This is a genomic window from Caldibacillus thermoamylovorans (assembly GCF_000751775.1).
GTDB classification, from domain to species: Bacteria; Bacillota; Bacilli; order Bacillales; family Caldibacillaceae; genus Caldifermentibacillus; species Caldifermentibacillus hisashii.
Window position 1 is genome coordinate 18,159 of the sequence record NZ_CCRF01000006.1, and the last position, 18,460, is coordinate 36,618.

The 18,460-nt window shown below is 39.6% G+C and carries 17 protein-coding genes and 1 other annotated feature; all 17 genes read left to right on the forward strand.

What is annotated here, in order from left to right:
• The first annotated feature begins 97 nt into the window (after nucleotides 1-97).
• The 17 genes from rpmG (at nucleotide 98) to rplC (ending at nucleotide 18,445) form a co-directional block, all read left to right on the forward strand.
• Complete coding sequence (gene rpmG, locus BT1A1_RS17590; protein WP_072012620.1) at nucleotides 98-244, forward strand: 50S ribosomal protein L33; 147 nt, start codon at nucleotides 98-100, stop codon at nucleotides 242-244.
• A gap of 32 nt (nucleotides 245-276) precedes the next feature.
• Nucleotides 277-456: a preprotein translocase subunit SecE gene (secE, locus tag BT1A1_RS00535; protein ID WP_034766984.1), complete on the forward strand. Its 180-nt coding sequence runs from the start codon at nucleotides 277-279 to the stop codon at nucleotides 454-456.
• A gap of 367 nt (nucleotides 457-823) precedes the next feature.
• Nucleotides 824-1,357: a transcription termination/antitermination protein NusG gene (gene nusG / locus BT1A1_RS00540; RefSeq protein WP_034766986.1), complete on the forward strand. Its 534-nt coding sequence runs from the start codon at nucleotides 824-826 to the stop codon at nucleotides 1,355-1,357.
• A gap of 169 nt (nucleotides 1,358-1,526) precedes the next feature.
• Nucleotides 1,527-1,952: a 50S ribosomal protein L11 gene (gene rplK / locus BT1A1_RS00545; RefSeq protein WP_034766988.1), complete on the forward strand. Its 426-nt coding sequence runs from the start codon at nucleotides 1,527-1,529 to the stop codon at nucleotides 1,950-1,952.
• 107 nt (nucleotides 1,953-2,059) lie between these two features.
• The gene (gene rplA, locus BT1A1_RS00550) at nucleotides 2,060-2,749 is read left to right on the forward strand and encodes a 50S ribosomal protein L1 (RefSeq protein ID WP_034766990.1); all 690 of its coding nucleotides are present in this window, start codon (nucleotides 2,060-2,062) and stop codon (nucleotides 2,747-2,749) included.
• 52 nt (nucleotides 2,750-2,801) lie between these two features.
• Nucleotides 2,802-2,964 (forward strand) — a sequence feature (ribosomal protein L10 leader region).
• Nucleotides 2,965-3,005: 41 nt separating this feature from the next.
• Nucleotides 3,006-3,506 carry a 50S ribosomal protein L10 gene (rplJ, locus tag BT1A1_RS00555; RefSeq protein ID WP_034766992.1) on the forward strand — a complete coding sequence of 167 codons (501 nt, stop codon included), beginning with the start codon at nucleotides 3,006-3,008 and terminating at the stop codon, nucleotides 3,504-3,506.
• Between the two features lie 123 nt (nucleotides 3,507-3,629).
• Entirely contained in the window at nucleotides 3,630-3,995 is a 366-nt protein-coding gene (gene rplL / locus BT1A1_RS00560) for a 50S ribosomal protein L7/L12 (RefSeq protein ID WP_034767001.1), read from the forward strand.
• A gap of 121 nt (nucleotides 3,996-4,116) precedes the next feature.
• Nucleotides 4,117-4,728, forward strand: a complete 612-nt coding sequence (locus BT1A1_RS00565) for a class I SAM-dependent methyltransferase (protein ID WP_034767003.1) — start codon at nucleotides 4,117-4,119, stop codon at nucleotides 4,726-4,728.
• Nucleotides 4,729-4,952: 224 nt separating this feature from the next.
• The gene (gene rpoB, locus BT1A1_RS00570; RefSeq protein ID WP_034767006.1) at nucleotides 4,953-8,513 is read left to right on the forward strand and encodes a DNA-directed RNA polymerase subunit beta; all 3,561 of its coding nucleotides are present in this window, start codon (nucleotides 4,953-4,955) and stop codon (nucleotides 8,511-8,513) included.
• Between the two features lie 122 nt (nucleotides 8,514-8,635).
• Nucleotides 8,636-12,232 carry a DNA-directed RNA polymerase subunit beta' gene (rpoC, locus tag BT1A1_RS00575; RefSeq protein WP_034767008.1) on the forward strand — a complete coding sequence of 1,199 codons (3,597 nt, stop codon included), beginning with the start codon at nucleotides 8,636-8,638 and terminating at the stop codon, nucleotides 12,230-12,232.
• A 140-nt stretch (nucleotides 12,233-12,372) separates the two neighbouring features.
• Nucleotides 12,373-12,621 carry a 50S ribosomal protein L7ae-like protein gene (locus BT1A1_RS00580; protein ID WP_034767010.1) on the forward strand — a complete coding sequence of 83 codons (249 nt, stop codon included), beginning with the start codon at nucleotides 12,373-12,375 and terminating at the stop codon, nucleotides 12,619-12,621.
• Between the two features lie 100 nt (nucleotides 12,622-12,721).
• Nucleotides 12,722-13,141, forward strand: a complete 420-nt coding sequence (gene rpsL / locus BT1A1_RS00585; protein WP_034767013.1) for a 30S ribosomal protein S12 — start codon at nucleotides 12,722-12,724, stop codon at nucleotides 13,139-13,141.
• Between the two features lie 46 nt (nucleotides 13,142-13,187).
• Complete coding sequence (gene rpsG, locus BT1A1_RS00590) at nucleotides 13,188-13,658, forward strand: 30S ribosomal protein S7 (protein WP_034767015.1); 471 nt, start codon at nucleotides 13,188-13,190, stop codon at nucleotides 13,656-13,658.
• Nucleotides 13,659-13,735: 77 nt separating this feature from the next.
• Nucleotides 13,736-15,814 (forward strand): elongation factor G, encoded by a 2,079-nt coding sequence (gene fusA, locus BT1A1_RS00595; protein ID WP_034767017.1) that lies wholly within the window; start codon nucleotides 13,736-13,738, stop codon nucleotides 15,812-15,814.
• A 130-nt stretch (nucleotides 15,815-15,944) separates the two neighbouring features.
• Entirely contained in the window at nucleotides 15,945-17,132 is a 1,188-nt protein-coding gene (gene tuf, locus BT1A1_RS00600) for an elongation factor Tu (protein ID WP_034767019.1), read from the forward strand.
• 341 nt (nucleotides 17,133-17,473) lie between these two features.
• Nucleotides 17,474-17,782, forward strand: a complete 309-nt coding sequence (gene rpsJ, locus BT1A1_RS00605; protein WP_003156464.1) for a 30S ribosomal protein S10 — start codon at nucleotides 17,474-17,476, stop codon at nucleotides 17,780-17,782.
• A gap of 33 nt (nucleotides 17,783-17,815) precedes the next feature.
• Nucleotides 17,816-18,445: a 50S ribosomal protein L3 gene (gene rplC / locus BT1A1_RS00610; RefSeq protein ID WP_034767021.1), complete on the forward strand. Its 630-nt coding sequence runs from the start codon at nucleotides 17,816-17,818 to the stop codon at nucleotides 18,443-18,445.
• The last annotated feature ends 15 nt before the right edge of the window (nucleotides 18,446-18,460 follow it).

Below are 18,460 nucleotides of genomic sequence, written 5' to 3' on the forward strand. Positions count from 1 at the left end.
GCGACAGGACATTCAAGAGACATTGACATAATAACCGGTTACATGTTAAAGTTTGAAAGATAGAGTAGTTTAGATTAAAGATTGATGGTGTGTGTAGATGCCTAAAAAAATAGTATTAGCATGTTCGGTATGTGGGTGTAGGAATTACCGGACGACGGAAACAAATGATAGCAAAGACGAACGTCTGGAGTTAAAAAAATATTGTCCAAAATGCCAAACACATACAGTTCATAGACAAGCATAAACCTAGTAATTTCCCAATTTTGGAGGTTTGACATGCAAAGGATCAGCAAGTTTTTCCATAATGTTATCGTAGAAATGCGTAAAGTTCGATGGCCGCACCGGAAAGAATTGACCAAGTATACGATTACTGTAATTACAACACTTATCTTTTTTACAATTTTTTTCACTTTAGTAGATCTAGGTTTAACACAAATTATTGAGTTATTACCTTAATAAGTGAATAACATGTTCATCCTTTGTTATAATGGTAATGAACAGTGTAAAACCCGGTTGTCGGGTTTTTTCATTATACGTTAGTAAAGTATAAATTTCCAGCTAGGATGAGAATTCGCTTGTGGCGGGAAATTTTAAGTTTTCAATATAAGTGCACAAGGAATGCTGTGTAGAGCAAGGAAGGCTTCGAAAGCATAGGCTCCGCAGTTGAAAGAACAATGACTTTTCCAACGAATAAATCGTAGCCGAAAAATTATATTTTTTTCGGTGATCGACGAGTCACGAGTCGTTCATAAAGGCTCGGACGCTTAAGTTTTCTTTATCTTATATTTTGATTTAGGGAGGGAAGGACATATAGTCCTCTTCAATGGAAAAAAATTGGTATGTTGTTCATACGTATTCAGGGTATGAAAATAAAGTGAAGGCAAATTTGGAAAAACGGGTTGAAACGATGGGGATGGAAGATAAAATCTTTCGTGTGATCGTCCCGGAAGAAGAAGAGACAGAAATAAAAAACGGAAAATCCAAAGTCGTAAAGAAAAAAGTATTTCCGGGTTATGTGTTAGTGGAACTGATCATGACAGATGATTCCTGGTATGTTGTCCGTAATACTCCTGGAGTAACAGGCTTTGTTGGTTCAACCGGTTCCGGCTCAAAACCGATACCGTTATTACCGGAAGAGGTTAGCGCACTTTTAAAACGGATGGGTATTGAAGAAAAACGTATTGAGGTTGATCTGGAAGTAGGGGACACTGTAAAAGTAATTGAAGGGCCATTTGCCAACTTTACAGCTTCTGTTGAAGATATCGACCGTGCTAAGGCAAAAATCAAAGTACTAGTGAATATGTTTGGCCGGGATACGCCGGTAGAATTAGACTTTTCACAAATTGAAAAAATATAATAACGAATAGCTTGAAAAATGTCTTGAAATTTGATACTATTTTTAAGTCGGTATGTCTCTTTATTGAGATTGACAGTGTTTTAGTGCTGTTGTAAGATATATGCTATTGAATGAGAGTGGGAGGGCATAGACCCATTTACCACATCACGGACTTAAGGAGGTGTGTCTCGTGGCAAAAAAAGTCATCAAAGTAGTGAAACTGCAAATTCCAGCAGGTAAAGCAAATCCTGCGCCACCAGTCGGTCCTGCATTAGGTCAAGCTGGCGTTAACATAATGGGATTTTGTAAAGAATTCAACGCTCGTACAGCTGATCAAGCTGGTTTGATTATACCGGTAGAAATTACAGTCTTTGAAGACCGTTCGTTTACTTTTATTACGAAAACACCACCTGCTGCTGTACTTCTCAAAAAAGCAGCTGGTATTGAATCTGGTTCCGGTGAACCAAACAGTAAAAAAGTTGCGACAGTTAAACGTGATAAAGTGCGTGAAATTGCTGAAACAAAAATGCCTGACTTAAATGCAGCAAGTGTTGAAGCAGCCATGAAAATGGTTGAAGGTACAGCACGCAGCATGGGTATTGTGATTGAAGATTAATTGTTTCATGAAGAGTATGGGGTTGCGGCAACAGTGTTTATTTTTAAGTCGCAACCTCTATTCGTGGGAGGTCCCAACCGTTAAAACCACAGTTAAGGAGGATTACTATGGCTAAAAGAGGTAAAAAATATATTGAAGCTGTAAAGCTAATTGATCGTTCAAAAGCATATGATGCAAAAGAAGCAATTGAACTATTGAAAAAAACAAGTTATGTAAAATTTGACGCATCGGTAGAAGTTGCATTTCGCTTAGGCATTGACCCTAGAAAAAATGACCAACAAATCCGTGGAGCAGTTGTTCTTCCAAACGGAACCGGTAAAACGCAACGTGTGCTAGTTTTTGCGAAAGGTGATAAGGCAAAAGAAGCAGAAGCTGCCGGAGCTGACTATGTAGGTGATGCAGATTATATTAATAAAATTCAACAAGGTTGGTTTGAATTTGATGTAATCGTCGCAACACCTGATATGATGGCAGAAGTTGGGAAATTGGGTCGTGTGTTAGGTCCGAAAGGCTTAATGCCAAACCCGAAGACAGGTACGGTTACATTTGATGTTACACGTGCTGTAAATGAAATTAAAGCAGGGAAAGTTGAATATCGTGCAGATAAAGCAGGAAATGTCCATGTTCCAATTGGAAAAATTTCCTTTGACAATGATAAACTTCTCGAAAACTTAGCTACTATTGTTGAAACAATTAATAAAGCGAAACCTGCTGCCGCAAAAGGCACTTATATAAAAAATGTAACAATCAGTTCAACAATGGGACCTGGAATTAAACTTGACCCAACAACTGTTTAAAAATGACAGTTGACTGATAAAGCATATATATGTTATGATTTTTTTCGTCAATGAAATAAAAGCATTTATACCGTAGACAGTAGGTGCTCCTCAAGAGCTTAATTTCCTACCGAGGTAATAAACATAGATCGTATGATTACCAGGATTTCGAATGTCGAAAAGACTGGCTATGTAAACCTCCTTGTCTACCGGCAAGGAGGTTTTTTGGTAGACAGGCCGGTATAGATGTGATAATCATCAACTGGGAGGTGTAGGTATGTCTAGTGCTGTTGAACAAAAGAAACAGTTAGTGGAAGAAATTGCTGAAAAACTAAAAAACAGTGTTTCAACCATTGTTGTTGACTATCGCGGATTGAATGTTGCTGAGGTAACAGAACTGCGGAAACAACTTCGTGAAGCAGGGGTTGAATTTAAAGTTTATAAAAACTCTTTAACCCGCAGAGCTGCTGAAGCTGTTGATTTAAACGGTTTAACTGAAGTTTTAACAGGTCCGAATGCCATTGCGTTCAGTAATGAAGACGTTGTGGCTCCTGCAAAAATTTTAAATAACTTTGCAAAAGAACATGAAGCATTAGAAATGAAAGCAGGCGTTATTGAAGGAAAAGTATCTTCGGTTGAGGAAATTAAAGCTCTTGCTGAACTTCCTTCAAGAGAAGGTTTACTCTCTATGTTGCTTAGCGTTCTTCAAGCTCCAATCCGCAACTTTGCGCTTGTTACAAAGGCAGTTGCTGATCAAAAAGAAGAACAAAGTGCATAATTCAATAAAGATTGCATGATTTAAACTTTTTAATGTTTCTTAATGCAAGAGATTAGGGTTCGTTCGGTTTAAAAACATTCGATTATTTAATATGAAAATTATCAAATTAGGAGGAAAAAACTGATGACGAAAGAACAAATTATTGAAGCTGTAAAAAATATGTCAGTTTTAGAATTAAACGATTTAGTAAAAGCAATTGAGGAAGAGTTTGGTGTAACTGCTGCTGCTCCTGTAGCTGTAGTTGGCGGAGCTGCTCCTGGAGCTGCTGGTGATGAAAAAACTGAATTTGATGTTGTTTTAACTGAAGCCGGTGCTCAAAAAATTAAAGTTATTAAAGTGGTTCGTGAAATCACAGGTCTTGGACTTAAAGAAGCAAAAGATCTTGTTGACAACACACCAAAACCAGTTAAAGAAGGTGCTTCTAAAGAAGAAGCAGAAGAAATTAAAGCAAAACTTGAAGAAGTTGGAGCAGGCGTTGAAGTTAAATAATTTACTTGAGCAAGTTCATCTCGGATTGATTATATAAAATAAAAAAAGCTCGCTGACGATAGCGAGCTTTTTTCACAAAACTTTCCCCCTTCCTACCTAGAACTGAATTGAGGTGATGATCATGGTTGATCATTATTATTCCCATAAACCAGATGTAGCCAGTGATCCGAAATATTGGTCTTGTCAGCTAAAAGGCTACCCGTTTCGCTTTAAAACGGACCGTGGTGTGTTTTCGAAAAATGAGGTAGACTATGGATCAAAATTGCTTATCGACACATTTATACCCCCGGATGTTGATGGAACCATACTTGATGTTGGATGCGGTTATGGTCCAATCGGTTTGGCGCTCGCACGTTCCTATCCAAACAGACAAATACATATGATTGATATTAATGAGAGAGCCATTCAGCTGGCGAAAGAAAATGCGGAACAAAATCACATTGATAATGTAAACATTTTTGAAAGTGATGTTTTTGAAAATGTGATTGAGCATAACTATGCAGCAATCGTAACAAACCCTCCAATCCGTGCCGGTAAAAAAGTAGTGATAGAAATCATAGAAAAAAGCTATCAGCATTTATGCGATGGCGGTGAATTTTGGGTTGTTATCCAAAAAAAGCAGGGCGCCCCATCGGCAAAAAAAGTGATGGAAGAAATATATGATGAGGTGACAATTGCAAAACGGGATAAAGGATATTATATTTTAAAGGCAAAAAAATTTGACTCTGATTAATGCATATGTTAATATAATTTAATGCCAATATGTATTTACCTATATAACCAATTTTTCCATAATTATTCGTATATTTTTATGGAAAAATGGGGAAAATAGTATAAATAAGACTAGATTTTTTGTGGTTTTCAAAGGAAACCCTTTTTTCTTTTTACAATAACTTAGTAAGAGCATTTCAATGATTTTTGGCATTTTCAAAACGTTTGATTTGAGGGGTGAATCAGTTGACAGGTCAACTAGTTCAATATGGACGGCACCGCAAGCGGAGAAGTTATGCGAGAATACGTGAAGTTTTAGAATTACCGAATCTTGTTGAAATTCAAACCGCATCATACAAATGGTTTTTTGATGAAGGTTTGCGGGAAATGTTTCAGGATATTTCCCCGATAGAGGATTTTACGGGTAATTTGTCTCTTGAGTTCATTGACTATGAATTGGGAGAACCAAAGTACTCTGTTGATGAAGCAAAAGAACGTGATGTTACATATGCAGCACCACTGAGGGTAAAAGTTCGGTTAGTTAATAAGGAAACTGGGGAAGTAAAGGACCAAGATGTGTTCATGGGTGATTTTCCGCTTATGACAGAAACAGGTACCTTTATTATTAATGGTGCTGAACGGGTCATTGTCTCCCAATTGGTTCGTTCCCCCAGTGTCTATTATAATGCAAAAGTTGATAAGAATGGTAGAAGTGGTTTCAGTGCAACTGTAATACCAAACCGTGGTGCTTGGCTCGAATATGAAACCGATGCGAAAGATGTTGTTTACGTTCGCATCGATCGTACGCGAAAACTTCCGGTTACAGTATTATTACGTGCTTTAGGATTTGGTTCAGATCAAGAGATCATTGATTTAATAGGTGATAATGAGTTTTTGCGAAATACGCTGGAAAAAGATAATACCGATAGCACGGAAAAAGCATTAATAGAAATATATGAGCGCTTGCGGCCGGGTGAACCGCCAACCGTTGAAAATGCAAAGAGTTTATTGATCTCACGTTTTTTCGACCCAAAACGGTATGATTTAGCCAATGTTGGGCGCTATAAAATGAACAAGAAATTAAATATTTCCAATCGTTTGTTTGGGCAAACCTTGGCTGAAACACTCGCTGATCCCGAAACCGGAGAAATTGTTGCTGAAAAAGGGACAGTATTAGATCGACGTACTTTGGATCGACTTATTCCTTATATCGAAAAAGGAATTGGTTTTAAACGATTTAATCCGACCGGCGGCGTTTTGGAAGAAGAAATTTTAATCCAATCCATTCGAGTTTATGCTCCAAATGATGATGAAAATAAAGAAATTAATATTATTGGGAATGCAGGTATAAAGGAAAAAATTAAACATATCACACCGGCAGATATTATTTCGTCTATTAGTTATTTCTTCAATTTGCTTCATCAAGTTGGTAGAACGGACGATATTGATCATCTGGGTAATCGCCGGATTCGCTCTGTTGGTGAATTATTACAAAACCAATTCCGTATCGGTTTATCAAGAATGGAACGGGTTGTCCGTGAAAGAATGTCGATTCAAGATACGAACACAATTACACCACAGCAACTCATTAATATTCGTCCGGTAATTGCGGCAATCAAAGAGTTTTTTGGCAGTTCTCAGCTGTCACAATTCATGGACCAAACGAACCCGTTAGCTGAACTTACCAATAAAAGACGTTTATCCGCTCTTGGACCGGGTGGTTTGACACGAGAACGGGCAAGTATGGAAGTACGGGACGTTCACTATTCACACTATGGAAGAATGTGCCCGATTGAAACACCTGAAGGTCCGAACATTGGGTTAATCAACTCGCTTTCCACGTATGCGAAAGTGAATAAATTTGGCTTTATTGAAGCACCGTATCGCAAGGTTAATCACGAGACTGGTAAGGTTACTAATGAAATTCATTACATGACAGCGGATGAAGAAGATAACTATGTTGTCGCTCAGGCGAATGCGAAAGTGGATGACGAAGGGAACTTCTTGGAAAAAGAAGTTTTTGCAAGATTCCGTGGTGAAAACTTAGTTGTTTCAGTTGACCGTGTCGATTATATCGATGTTTCACCTAAACAAGTCGTTTCCGTTGCGACTGCTTGTATTCCGTTCCTTGAAAACGATGACTCTAACCGCGCTTTGATGGGAGCAAACATGCAGCGTCAAGCTGTTCCGTTACTTGTTCCTGAAGCACCAATTGTAGGTACGGGAATGGAACATGTCAGTGCTCGTGATTCAGGGGCGGCAGTTATTTGTAAACATGATGGTATCGTTGAACATGTTGAAGGCGATCAAATTCGTGTTCGTCGTATTTCAACAATTGATGGTCAAGAAGTTCGCGGTGACTTGGATCGTTATAAAGTTCATAAATTTGATCGTTCCAATAATGGAATGAGCTTTAACCAGAGACCAATTGTCAAGGTCGGTGATCGTGTCAAAAAAGGTGAAATTTTGGCCGATGGACCTTCCATGGAAAAAGGGGAATTGGCTTTGGGACGAAATGTACTGGTTGCTTTCATGACATGGGAAGGTTACAACTATGAAGATGCGATCGTCATGAGTGAACGTCTGGTGAAAAATGATGTATATACTTCTATTCATATTGAAGAGTATGAATCTGAATCCAGGGATACAAAACTAGGGCCTGAAGAAATCACGAGAGATATTCCGAATGTTGGGGAAGATGCTCTTCGTAATCTTGATGAGCGTGGAATCATCCGCATTGGGGCAGAAGTGAAAGATGGCGATCTTCTCGTTGGGAAGGTAACACCAAAAGGAGTTACGGAATTAACTGCTGAAGAAAGACTTCTACATGCGATCTTTGGTGAAAAAGCAAGGGAAGTTCGAGATACCTCTCTGCGCGTTCCACATGGCGGCGGCGGAATTGTTCTTGATGTAAAAGTATTCAATAGGGAAGACGGCGATGAACTGCCACCTGGAGTTAATCAATTAGTTCGGGTATATATTGTACAAAAACGGAAAATCCGTGTTGGCGATAAAATGGCCGGACGACATGGGAATAAAGGGGTTATTTCACGCATTCTTCCGGAAGAAGATATGCCGTACTTACCTGATGGAACCCCTGTTGATATCATGCTAAATCCGTTAGGTGTGCCGTCACGGATGAACATTGGGCAAGTTTTAGAGTTGCATTTAGGGATTGCTGCAAAGAAACTTGGCATCCATGTTGCTACACCGGTCTTTGACGGTGCAACCGAAGATGATGTGTGGGATACGTTGGAGGAAGCCGGTCTTGCCCGCGACGGTAAAACCATTCTTTATGACGGTAGAACCGGTGAACCGTTTGATAACCGTGTATCTGTCGGTATCATGTATATGATTAAACTGGCACATATGGTTGACGACAAATTGCATGCTCGCTCAACAGGTCCTTACTCGTTAGTTACCCAACAACCGCTGGGCGGAAAAGCACAGTTTGGTGGACAACGTTTTGGTGAAATGGAAGTGTGGGCTTTAGAAGCCTATGGAGCGGCATATACGCTTCAAGAAATCTTAACCGTTAAGTCGGACGATATTGTTGGTCGGGTAAAAACATACGAAGCTATCGTTAAAGGCGAGAATGTTCCTGAACCGGGTGTTCCGGAATCTTTCAAAGTGTTGATGAAAGAATTGCAAAGTTTAGGTTTGGATGTCAAAATCCTTTCCGGAAACCAACAGGAAATTGACATGAAGGACTTAGAAGATGATGATGATTTTCAACAAGCAGATGCTTTAAATATACAATCCGAAAACAATAATCAAGAATCTGAAAAAGTAGGTGTCACCGAGTAAAAAAAGAAAAAAAACTCAATACTTACAGATCTCATTTTAAATCGAGAGCCTGTGTATTGGGTTTTTCTTTCCCTGTAATGAACCAAATTGGGAATTACCCTTATGAATAGGAGGTCGACCCCTTGCTAGACGTAAATAACTTTGAATATATGAAAATTGGTCTGGCTTCACCGGATAAAATTCGTTCATGGTCACACGGTGAAGTCAAAAAACCGGAAACAATCAACTATCGCACATTAAAACCGGAAAAAGACGGTCTATTTTGTGAACGGATTTTTGGTCCGACAAAAGATTGGGAATGCCATTGCGGTAAATACAAACGAGTAAGATATAAAGGTGTTGTCTGTGATCGCTGCGGTGTTGAAGTGACCCGTTCAAAAGTTCGTCGGGAAAGAATGGGGCATATTGAACTGGCAGCTCCGATATCACATATATGGTATTTTAAAGGAATTCCAAGCCGGATGGGGCTTGTGCTGGACATGTCTCCGAGAGCACTTGAGGAAGTTATTTATTTCGCCTCATACGTCGTTACAGAACCGGGAAATACAACATTAGAAAAGAAACAATTACTATCTGAAAAAGAGTACCGTTCTTACCGGGAAAAATACGGCAATAAATTCCAAGCCGGAATGGGCGCAGAAGCAATTAAAAAACTTCTCCAAGATGTCGATCTTGAAAAGGAAAGTGCCACTTTAAGGGAAGAGCTAAAAACTGCTCAAGGACAAAGAAGAACCCGTGCGATTAAACGGTTGGAAGTTATTGAGGCCTTCCGTAATTCAGGGAACGATCCTTCATGGATGGTTCTTGATGTTCTACCCGTAATCCCGCCTGAATTACGTCCAATGGTCCAATTGGATGGCGGTCGTTTTGCCACTTCTGACTTAAATGATTTATATCGTCGGGTAATCAACAGAAATAACCGGTTGAAACGTTTATTAGATCTTGGTGCTCCCAGCATTATCGTTCAAAATGAAAAACGGATGCTGCAAGAAGCTGTCGATGCGTTAATTGATAACGGTCGTCGCGGCAGACCGGTAACTGGCCCGGGAAATCGTCCGTTAAAATCTTTATCCCATATGTTAAAAGGGAAACAAGGTCGTTTCCGTCAAAACTTGCTCGGAAAACGTGTTGACTATTCGGGGCGTTCTGTTATCGTTGTCGGTCCAAACTTAAAAATGTATCAATGCGGTTTGCCGAAAGAAATGGCCATTGAATTATTTAAGCCGTTTGTCATGAAAGAACTTGTTGCCAAAGGCTTAGCTCACAATATTAAATCAGCAAAACGGAAAATAGAACGGCTCAGTCCGGAAATCTGGGATGTGTTGGAAGAAGTTATTAAAGAACACCCGGTCTTATTGAATCGTGCCCCAACACTACATAGATTGGGAATTCAAGCATTTGAGCCAACATTGGTGGAAGGTCGTGCCATTCGTTTGCACCCGTTAGTCTGTACGGCTTACAACGCGGACTTTGACGGTGACCAAATGGCTGTCCATGTTCCGCTATCTGCTGAAGCCCAAGCGGAAGCACGTTTACTCATGCTTGCTGCTCAAAACATCTTGAATCCGAAAGACGGAAAACCGGTTGTTACACCTTCCCAAGATATGGTGCTAGGTAACTATTATTTAACATTAGAAAGAAAAGGGGCAATCGGTGAAGGAATGGTCTTCAAAGATCGGGAAGAAGCACTCATTGCTTACCAAAACGGATATGTCCATTTACACACAAGGGTAGCGGTTCATGCCGGTTCGTTGAAAAACCCAACATTTACCGAAGGGCAAAACAAAAAATTGCTATTAACAACGGTTGGGAAATTAATTTTCAATGAAATTTTACCGAAATCTTTCCCATATATAAATGAGCCGACAACTTCAAATTTGGAAGAAAAGACACCTGCAAAGTATTTTGTTGACCCTTCTGCAAATATTAAGGAAATCCTTGAAGAAAGAGAATTGATTTCTCCATTCAAGAAAGGCTATTTAGGAAAAATTATTGCGGAAGTGTTTAAACGATACAAAATAACCGCAACATCAAAAATGCTTGATCGCATGAAAGATCTCGGTTTTAAATATTCAACAAAAGCAGGTATTACCATTAGTATTGCGGATATCACTGTTCTTCCACAAAAATATGAAATCTTGGAAGATGCCCAAAGAAAAGTTGATAATGTACAAAAACAATTCCGGAGAGGTTTAATAACGGAAGATGAACGCTATGATCGTGTCATTTCCATCTGGAGTGCGGCAAAAGATGAAATTCAAGGAAAACTGATGGAATCGTTGGATAAATTCAATCCGATCTTTATGATGAGTGATTCCGGTGCCCGGGGTAATGCATCGAACTTTACCCAACTTGCCGGTATGCGTGGCTTGATGGCGAACCCGGCCGGGCGAATCATTGAGTTGCCAATTAAATCAAGTTTCCGTGAAGGCTTGACTGTTCAAGAATACTTTATCTCTACCCATGGTGCCCGGAAAGGTCTGGCGGATACTGCACTTAAGACGGCAGACTCGGGTTATTTAACGAGACGTCTCGTAGATGTCGCCCAAGATGTCATTATTCGAGAAGAAGACTGTGGAACAGATCGCGGAATTTACGTTTCTGCAATCATGGATGGAACAGAGATTATCGAACCGCTGGAAGAACGCTTAATCGGACGTTACTCCAGGAAAACCGTAAGACATCCGGAAACAAATAAAGTGATCGTGGGACAAAATGAGTTAATTACTGAAGACATTGCCAAAGAAATTGTAAAAGCAGGAATTACTTCTGTTTGGATTCGTTCTGCATTTACATGTAATACAAAACATGGTGTATGTAAAAAATGTTATGGATATAACTTGGCTACAGGACAGGAAGTTGAAGTCGGTGAAGCAGTTGGAATTATTGCTGCCCAATCAATCGGTGAACCGGGAATGCAGTTGACGATGCGTACGTTCCACACCGGTGGGGTTGCCGGGGATGATATTACCCAAGGTCTTCCTCGTGTTCAAGAGCTTTTTGAAGCACGGAATCCAAAAGGTCAAGCCGTTATTACTGAAATCGACGGTGAAATCACTTCAATCAGCGAAGGAAAAGATCGTCAACAAGAAATTGTTGTTTCCGGTAGTATTGAAACAAGGACATACAATGCACCATATACAGCCCGCTTAAAAGTTGCTGTAGGTGATATGGTTAAACGGGGTCAAGAATTAACAGAAGGTTCGATTGATCCGAAAGAACTATTAAAGGTAACAGATGTTCAAACCGTTCAACAATATTTATTGCATGAGGTACAACGTGTTTACCGGATGCAAGGGGTTGAAATCGGCGATAAACATATCGAAGTAATGGTTCGCCAGATGTTACGTAAGGTCAGAGTGATCGATTCAGGAGAAACAGATGTTTTACCGGGTACGCTAATGGATATCCATCAATTTACCGAAGCGAACAAAAAAGCATTGCTTGAAGGGAAAAATCCGGCAACCGGAAAACCTGTACTGCTCGGAATTACGAAAGCCTCTCTTGAAACTGACTCATTCTTGTCGGCGGCATCATTCCAAGAAACAACCCGTGTTCTTACTGATGCAGCCATTAAAGGAAAACAAGATGAATTACTCGGCTTAAAGGAGAATGTTATTATCGGGAAACTTGTTCCAGCCGGTACAGGAATGCAAGTATATCGGAAAACTAAGTTCAAAAAAATGAAAGATATTGAAGAACCGGTAATTGTCGAATAAAAATGAAACGTGCCGGGATCAGTCCGAACGGATCCCGGCCCATTTAAAAATATTCAATTAACAACTTGACTTTTAATTTTTATGGTGCTAATATATTCAAGGTGCTCCTAATCATCCTGTTGCTTTGGAGGATATATAAGATGTCTTATGAAAAAGTAAAACAGGCCAGGAATATAAAAATAGGAACAAAGCAAACTTTGAAAGCTCTGAAGTCGGGCTCTGTTCATGAAGTGATCGTTGCTAGCGATGCCGATAAGAAACTCATATCGGAAATTGTTAAAATTGCGAATGAGGCAAATGTGCCAATTATCTATGTAGATTCCATGGAGAAACTTGGAAAAGCGTGTGGTATAGACGTGCGTGCTGCAACAGTTGCTATTATGAATTAAATATTACTGTAGTTAATTATTTAACTACAAAATTATTTTTGCCCAAAAATGAATCACCTGGATGTGTGGGCTTAAAAAACCAAGAAGGGAGGAAAAAATCATGCCTACAATTAATCAATTAGTTCGTAAACCACGTAAAGCGATTGTTGAAAAGTCAAAATCTCCTGCACTAAACAAAGGTTATAACAGTTTTAAAAAGGAACAAACGAACCTTGCATCACCTCAAAAACGCGGTGTATGTACACGTGTAGGGACGATGACACCGAAAAAACCAAACTCCGCACTTCGTAAATATGCTCGTGTTCGGCTAACGAACGGAATCGAAGTAACAGCTTATATTCCCGGGATCGGACATAATTTACAAGAACACAGTGTTGTGTTAATCCGTGGCGGACGTGTAAAAGACTTACCTGGGGTACGTTACCATATCGTTCGTGGAGCGTTAGATACGGCAGGAGTAGAAAACCGTAAACAAGGTCGTTCGAAATACGGTACAAAACGTCCGAAAGAGAAGAAATAATAAACCATTTTTAAGTTGATTATCTTTTGAAAGGAGGAATAAGGTAATGCCACGTAAAGGCCCAGTTGCGAAAAGAGATGTGTTACCGGATCCGATTTATAATTCAAAACTAGTAACACGTTTAGTAAATAAAATTATGATTGATGGAAAAAGAGGAAAAGCTCAAACAATCCTTTATAAAGCATTTGATATTATCCGTGAGCGGACCGGAAAAGAGCCAATGGAAGTTTTCGAACAAGCTCTTAAAAATGTTATGCCGGTATTAGAAGTAAGAGCCCGCCGTGTAGGTGGTGCGAACTATCAAGTGCCTGTAGAAGTTCGCCCTGACCGTCGAACAACATTAGGTTTACGCTGGTTAGTAAACTATGCTCGTCTTCGCGGAGAAAAAACAATGGAAGAACGTTTAGCCAACGAAATCATGGATGCTGCAAATAATACAGGTGCTTCCGTGAAAAAACGTGAAGATACACATAAAATGGCTGAAGCAAACAAAGCGTTTGCTCACTATCGTTGGTAAATCATTACTTCTATTATTAAGTATACGATTTTTGCAATTAACTTTTTAATAATTATAACAAGGAAGGAGAAATATGGATGCCAAGAGAGTTCTCCTTAGAAAACACTCGTAATATTGGAATCATGGCACATATCGATGCAGGAAAAACAACAACAACCGAACGCATCCTATTTTACACTGGCCGGATCCATAAAATTGGTGAAACCCATGAAGGTGCTTCCCAAATGGACTGGATGGAGCAAGAACAAGAACGGGGGATTACCATTACTTCTGCTGCTACGACAGCACAATGGAAAGGTCACCGTGTAAATATTATCGACACCCCGGGACACGTAGACTTCACTGTTGAAGTTGAACGTTCCTTACGTGTACTAGACGGTGCAGTGACTGTTCTTGACGCCCAATCCGGTGTTGAACCACAAACAGAAACTGTATGGCGTCAAGCAACAACATACGGGGTACCGAGAATTGTTTTTGTAAATAAAATGGATAAAATCGGGGCCAATTTCTTGTATTCAGTCGATACACTTCATGATCGTTTGCAAGCAAATGCCCATGCGATTCAGTTGCCGATGGGTGCCGAAGATCAATTCAACGGTATCATCGATTTAGTTGAAATGAAAGCTGTATTTTATGCAAATGATCTTGGTACTGAAATTACTGATGGAGAAATTCCTGACGAGTATAAAGACCAAGCTGAGGAATATCGCAACAAATTAATTGAGGCTGTTGCTGAACTTGATGAAGACTTAATGATGAAATATCTTGAAGGTGAAGAAATTACAGTTGAAGAACTGAAAGCAGGTATTCGTAAAGCAACTTTAAGTGTTGAGTTCTTCCCGGTACTTTGCGGTTCAGCGTTTAAAAACAAAGGTGTTCAGTTGATGCTGGATGCAGTAGTCGACTATCTGCCATCACCGATTGACATACCTTCTATCAAAGGTATTATTCCGGATACGGATGAAGATGTTGAACGTCATGCAGATGACAATGAGCCTTTCTCTGCATTAGCATTTAAAGTAATGACCGATCCATATGTTGGTAAACTGACATTCTTCCGTGTTTACTCGGGTACATTGCAATCCGGCTCTTATGTACTGAACTCTACAAAAGGGAAACGTGAGCGGATTGGGCGTATTCTGCAAATGCACGCAAATCACCGTCAAGAAATTCCGGAAGTTCATGCCGGCGACATTGCTGCAGCGGTTGGTTTGAAAGATACAACAACCGGCGATACCCTTTGTGATGAAAAAAATCCGGTTATTTTAGAATCTATGGAATTCCCGGAACCGGTCATCTCTGTTGCGATTGAACCAAAATCGAAAGCTGACCAAGACAAGATGAGTACAGCATTACAAAAACTTCAAGAAGAAGACCCGACATTCCGTGCACATACAGACCAAGAAACAGGTCAAACCATCATCGAAGGTATGGGTGAACTTCACCTTGATATTATCGTCGATCGTATGCGCCGTGAATTTAAGGTAGAAGCAAATGTGGGTGCTCCACAAGTTGCATATCGTGAAACATTTACTACTTCAGCTCAAGTTGAAGGGAAGTTTGTTCGCCAATCCGGTGGACGTGGACAATATGGTCACGTTTGGATCGAGTTCTCACCGAATGAACAAGGTAAAGGCTTTGAATTTGAAAATGCAATTGTCGGTGGGGTTGTTCCACGCGAATATATACCAGCCGTTCAAGCAGGACTTGAAGATGCAATGAAAAACGGTGTCATTGCCGGTTATCCTTTAGTTGACATTAAAGCAAAATTATTTGATGGTTCTTATCATGATGTTGACTCTAGCGAAATGGCATTTAAAGTTGCGGCTTCACTTGCTTTGAAAAATGCCGCTAAAAAATGTAACCCTGTATTACTGGAACCAATTATGAGAGTGGAAGTTGTTATTCCGGAAGAATACTTGGGCGATATTATGGGCGATATTACTTCTCGTCGTGGTCGCGTTGAGGGAATGGAAGCCCGGGGGAACGCACAAGTTGTTCGTGCAATGGTTCCTCTTGCCGAAATGTTTGGATATGCAACCTCATTGCGTTCCAACACACAAGGACGCGGTACTTTTACAATGTTTACGGATCACTATGAAGAAGTACCAAAATCAATTGCTGAAGAAATAATTAAAAAAAATAGCGGTCAATAATTGATTTTGTAAAGTGAATCTTGTATAACTACTATTGAAGGTTACAAATGCGATGGAAATGGTTTAACCACCTTTCCAGAGCTACATAATATATTTTGTAAATTTTAAAATTAAAGGAGGATATATCCTAATGGCTAAAGCTAAATATGATCGTTCAAAACCACATGTTAATATTGGTACTATCGGACACGTTGACCATGGTAAAACTACTTTAACTGCAGCAATTACTGCTGTTCTTGCAAAACAAGGGAAAGCAGAAGCTCGTGCATATGACCAAATCGACGGTGCTCCTGAAGAAAAAGCTCGTGGAATCACGATTTCTACTGCACACGTTGAATATGAAACTGACAAACGGCACTATGCACACGTTGACTGCCCAGGACATGCTGACTATGTTAAAAACATGATTACTGGTGCAGCTCAAATGGACGGAGCAATCCTTGTTGTATCTGCTGCTGACGGTCCAATGCCACAAACTCGTGAACACATTCTTCTTTCTCGTCAAGTAGGTGTTCCCTACATCGTTGTATTTTTAAACAAATGCGATATGGTTGACGATGAAGAATTATTAGAATTAGTTGAAATGGAAGTTCGTGACCTGTTATCAGAATATGACTTCCCGGGTGATGATATCCCTGTTATTAAAGGTTCTGCTTTAAAAGCTCTTGAAGGAGACGCAGAATGGGAAGGTAAAATCCTTGAATTAATGGAAGCTGTTGATGAATACATTCCAACTCCACAACGTGAAACTGATAAACCATTTATGATGCCGGTTGAAGATGTATTCTCAATCACTGGTCGTGGTACAGTTGCAACCGGTCGTGTAGAACGCGGTGAGTTAAAAGTTGGTGACGTTGTTGAAATCGTTGGTCTTTCAGAAGAACCAAAACAAACAACTGTAACTGGTGTTGAAATGTTCCGTAAATTATTAGACCAAGCAGAAGCCGGTGACAATATCGGTGCACTTCTTCGTGGGGTTGCTCGTGATGAAGTTGAACGTGGTCAAGTACTTGCTAAACCAGGAACAATTACACCACATACAAAATTTAAAGCACAAGTTTACGTATTAACAAAAGAAGAAGGTGGACGTCATACTCCATTCTTCTCAAACTATCGTCCGCAATTCTATTTCCGTACAACAGATGTTACAGGCATCATTGAATTACCTGAAGGCGTAGAAATGGTTATGCCTGGCGACAATGTTGAAATGACAGTAGAATTGATTGCACCGATCGCTATTGAAGAAGGTACAAAATTCTCAATTCGCGAAGGTGGACGTACAGTCGGAGCAGGCTCTGTTGCTTCTATCGAAAAATAAAAATCATTTCGATCAGACGAAAGACGGGTAGATAATCTATCCGTCTTGTTTTTTTAAACAAAAAATTTCAAGCAGATATGCGGCTTCAAATTATTATCAAAAGTTACCATGCTAATGATGTTGAAAAAAGGTTATGTTCTATGTATAATAGTAGAGGTTTTGTTACAGATAACTTTGGAAAAAGGTTGCATTCGTTATACTTTTTATGTATAATATCAAATGTTGACTTTTATTAGCGATGAAGTGAGAGGTTGCTGACACACCCGGCCGCTTTGCCATGGCATGTGTGCAGGAAATTTTCATGGAGAAGTCTAGCAATTAGGCGAAAAGGAGGGAAAATAATGGCAAAACAAAAGATTCGTATCCGATTAAAAGCATATGATCATCGTATTCTTGATCAATCAGCAGAAAAGATTGTGGAAACCGCAAAACGTTCCGGAGCATCAGTAAGTGGTCCGATTCCGTTGCCAACTGAAAAATCAGTTTATACCATTTTACGTGCGGTACACAAATATAAAGATTCCCGAGAACAATTCGAAATGCGTACACATAAACGTTTGATCGACATCGTGAATCCAACTCCACAAACTGTTGATGCTTTGATGAGATTGGATTTACCATCCGGTGTTGATATTGAAATTAAATTATAATCAATTCACTTTAAAATTTAGGAGGTGTGACTGATGACCAAAGGAATCTTAGGAAGAAAAATTGGTATGACTCAAATTTTCTTGGAAAACGGCGATCTTATCCCTGTTACAGTTGTTGACGTAACACCTAACGTCGTTCTTCAAAAGAAAACTGTTGAAACAGACGGTTATAATGCAATTCAATTAGGTTATGAAGATAAACCTGAAAGATTGGCAAATCAGCCTGAAAAAGGCCATGTTGCCAAAGCAAATACCGCTCCTAAGCGCTTCATCAGTGAAATTAGAGATGTAAATATAGAAGAATATGAAATTGGTCAAGAAGTCAAAGCAGATATTTTTCAAGAAGGTACGATTGTCGATGTAACCGGAATTTCCAAAGGGAAAGGATTCCAAGGTGCTATTAAACGGCACGGACAATCACGTGGACCAATGTCACACGGTTCTCGTTATCATCGTCGTCCTGGTTCAATGGGGCCAATAGCTCCAAACCGTGTATTCAAATCTAAAGAATTACCGGGTCGTATGGGTGGAGAACAAATTACCATTCAAAACCTGGAAATTGTCAAGGTGGATACAGATAGAAACCTTCTATTAATTAAAGGAAATGTTCCTGGTCCAAAAAAATCATTCTTGAAAATTAGAACGGCGATAAAAGCAAAATAAATTAAAGAGGAAAGG